A 3,672-nucleotide genomic window follows, 5' to 3' on the forward strand; every position below is an offset into this window, starting at 1 on the left:
GGCGCCGCGTGCGGGCGCGCGGACGCGGCGGCGCCGCCCGGGCGCGTGCGGGGCGAGGCTCGCGCGGGCACCGGCCGGCTCCGCTGCGGCGAATTCGAGACAGGACATGCGCGATCCCCGGGCCTCCGTGCCTTCGCCGGCCGGAGCCGCGCCGTTCCGGACGCCACGGCTCCGATTTGGGCTCATTGGCATCCTGGGTAGGGCCGTCCGGCGGTGGCGCGCTGTGCGGCCACTCACACGGCACGCGCGATGGGGCGGGCGCTTCGCCGGGGGCACGCTACACCCCTGCCCCATCCAACCAGGCGCCAGGAGCCAGCCCATGCCCAGCACCCCGATCGACAGCGGCCTGTTCCGAGACATGTTCGGCACGCCCGCCATGCGCGCCGTGTTCTCCGACGAGGCGCTGCTCGGCCGCTACGCGGAGGCGGAGGCGGCGCTGGCCCGCGCCGAGGCGAAGGTCGGCGTCATCCCCCGCGAAGCGGCGGAGGCGATCTCCGCCGCCGTCGGCCGCGGCCTTTCCTTCGACATGGAGCGCATGAAGCGCGAAACGGAGAACGTCGGCTACCCGATCCTGCCGTTGGTGCACCAGCTCGCCGACGCCGCCGGCGAGGCGGGGCGTTACGTGCATTGGGGCGCCACGACGCAGGACATCATGGACACGGCCACCGTGCTCCAGCTCCGCGCGGCGCTCGACCTCGTGGCGGCGGACATCGGAACGCTGCGCGGCATCCTCGCCGGCCTCGCGGCGAAGCACCGCGACACGCCGATGGCGGGCCGCACCCACTTGCAGCAGGCGTTGCCCATCACCTTCGGCTACAAGGCCGCGGTGTGGCTTTCCATGATGGACCGCCACGCCGAGCGGCTGGAGCAGCTCCGCCCGCGCGTGCTGGTGGGCCAGTTCGCGGGCGCCGCGGGGACGCTGGCCTCGCTGGGCGACAAGGGGCTGGAGGTGCAGGCGGCGTTCTGCGCGGAGCTGGGCCTCGCGCAACCGCCCATCACTTGGCACGTGGCGCGCGACGGCTTCGCCGAGGCGGTGGGCTTCCTCGGCCTCGTCACCGGTTCGCTCGCCAAGGTCGCCACCGACGTCATGCTGATGATGGCGACCGAGTTCGGCGGCGAGGCGCAGGAGCCCTTCGCGAAGGGGCGCGGCGGCTCCTCCACCATGCCGCAGAAGCGCAACCCGATCTCCTGCGAGCTGATCATCGCCACCGCCAAGGCCGTGCGGCAGCGCGTGGGGATGATGCTGGACGCCATGGTGACGGATTTCGAGCGCGCCACCGGCCCATGGCACCTGGAATGGATGGCGGTGCCGGAAGGCTTCATCCTTTCCTCCGCCTGCCTGCACCACGCGAAGTTCATGCTGGGCGGGCTGGTGGTGGACCCGGAGCGGATGCGGGCGAACCTCGGCCTCACCGGCGGGCTGATCGTGGCGGAGGCGGTGATGATGGCGGCGGCGCCCAAGCTCGGCCGGGGGCGGGCGCACGACGTGGTCTACGACGCCTGCCGGGCGGCCATCGCTTCGGGTCGCGGCTTGGCCGAAGCCTTGGGCGAGGTGCCGGAGGTCGTGGAGGCGCTCGGTGGGCGGGAGGCGGTGGAGCGCCGGTGCGACCCGGCGAACTACCTCGGCTTGGCGCCGGAGATGGTGGACCGTGTCCTGGGGGGCCGCGGCGCGGGGTAGCGGCCGCTGCTCCGCTGCTTGCCGCCACACCGCCCGACACGATGCGCGCCGGCGTTCCGGCACGAAAAGCGTGGTCCGGGCGTTGACGGACGCGACCGTACCCCATTCTCCCCTGTGGAGCGGGGAAGCCGTTTCGGAGGACCGCATGGAACGCAAGCACGATGGCTGACCGGACGACCCCGCTGGAGGATTACGCGCTGATCGGCGATTGCGAGACGGCGGCGCTCGTCTCGCGCGACGGTTCTGTGGATTGGCTGTGCTGGCCGCGCTTCGACAGCCCGGCCTGCTTCGCGGCCCTGCTCGGCGCGCCGGAGCACGGGCGCTGGCGCATCGCCCCCCGCGACATGGCGCCGGAGCGGACGCGGCGGCAGTACCGCGGCGACACGCTGGTCCTGGAAACGGTGATGGAGACGCCCGACGGTGGCGCCGTCGCCCTGATCGACTTCATGCCGCCACGCAGCGGCGACTCCGACCTGATCCGCATCGTGCGGGGCCTGCGCGGGCGCGTGCCGATGCGGATGGAGCTGGTGCTCCGCCCCGACTACGGCCGGACGGTGCCCTGGGTGACGCGGCAGCCCAACGGCGACCTGCGGGCAGTGGCGGGGCCGCACCAGGTGACGCTCCGCACCGGCGTGCCGACGCGGGGCGAGAACATGCACACCGTGGCCGAGTTCGAGGTCGGCGAAGGCGAGGACGCGACCTTCGTCCTGACGCATTCCGCTTCGCACCTGCCGCCGCCGGAGCCGGCGGACCCCCGGCTCCAGCTCGGCGAGACGGAAGCGTTCTGGGCGGATTGGATCGCGTCCTGCTCCGACCGCGGGCCGTGGTCGGAGGCCGTCAAGCGCTCGCTCCTCACCTTGAAGGCGCTGACCTACCGGCCGACGGGCGGCATCGTCGCGGCGCCCACCACCTCCTTGCCGGAGGTGCTAGGCGGGTCGCGCAACTGGGACTACCGCTTCTGCTGGCTGCGCGACAGCGCCTTCCTGCTCATCGCCCTCACCGGCGCCGGCTTCCTCGAGGAAGCGGCTGCTTGGCGCGATTGGCTGATCCGCGCCGTCGCCGGCAGCCCGGACCAGGTTCAGATCATGTATGGCGTGGCGGGCGAGCGCTTGCTGACCGAGACCGAGCTGCCTTGGCTGCCGGGCTACGCCGGCTCCCTCCCCGTGCGGATCGGCAACGGCGCCGCCGGGCAGATGCAACTCGACGTGCTGGGCGAGACGATCGACGCGCTGTTCCAGGCGCACCGGCGCGGCCTCGAACCCTCCGACACCGCTTGGGCGCTCGCGCTGGCGATCATGGAGCGGCTGGAGGAGGTGTGGCGCCAGCCCGACCAGGGCATTTGGGAGGGTCGCGGCCCGCCCCGGCACTTCACCCATTCCAAGGTCATGGTCTGGGTGGCGTTCGACCGCATGGTCCGCGCCGCCGAAGCCCTCTCCCTCGACGCGCCGGTGGAGCGCTGGCGCCGCGTGCGGGACGAGGTCCACGCCGACGTGTGCGCCAAGGGCTTCGATCCGGAGATCGGCGCCTTCACCCAATCATACGGTTCGCGCTCGCTCGACGCGAGCCTGCTGCTGGTCCCCTTGGTCGGCTTCCTCCCACCGGACGACCCGCGGGTGCGCGGCACGGTGGCGGCGATCGAGCGCGGCTTGGTGGCGGACGGCCTGGTGCGGCGCTACGACACCGCGGCCACGGACGACGGCCTCGGCGGGCAAGAGGAAGGCACCTTCCTCGCCTGCTCCTTCTGGCTGGTCGAGGCCATGCACATGGAAGGCCGCACGGCCGAGGCGCGCGCGTACTTCGAGCGGCTGCTCACGCTCCGCAACGACGTCGGCCTGCTCGCCGAGGAGTACGACACGCGGGCGCGGCGCCAGGTCGGCAACTTCCCGCAGGCCTTCAGCCACGAGGCGCTGGTCAACGCCGCCCTTTGCCTGGAAGGGGGGGAGAACCCCGACCGCAGCGCGCCGCAGTCGCCGCGGCAGGGCTGAACCGGGGTC

The 3,672-nt window shown here is 73.0% G+C and carries 2 protein-coding genes; both read left to right on the top strand.

The annotated features are described in order from the left end of the window. The first annotated feature begins 319 nt into the window (after nucleotides 1-319). A complete protein-coding gene (locus tag ABD067_RS00945; RefSeq protein WP_343893253.1) occupies nucleotides 320-1,678 on the top strand; it encodes a class-II fumarase/aspartase family protein in 1,359 nt (452 codons plus the stop codon). A gap of 161 nt (nucleotides 1,679-1,839) precedes the next feature. Continuing rightward, a complete protein-coding gene (locus tag ABD067_RS00950) occupies nucleotides 1,840-3,663 on the top strand; it encodes a glycoside hydrolase family 15 protein (protein ID WP_343893254.1) in 1,824 nt (607 codons plus the stop codon). Nucleotides 3,664-3,672 lie beyond the last annotated feature (9 nt).

The sequence above is a fragment of the Craurococcus roseus genome, from assembly GCF_039523795.1.
GTDB lineage: Bacteria > Pseudomonadota > Alphaproteobacteria > Acetobacterales > Acetobacteraceae > Craurococcus > Craurococcus roseus.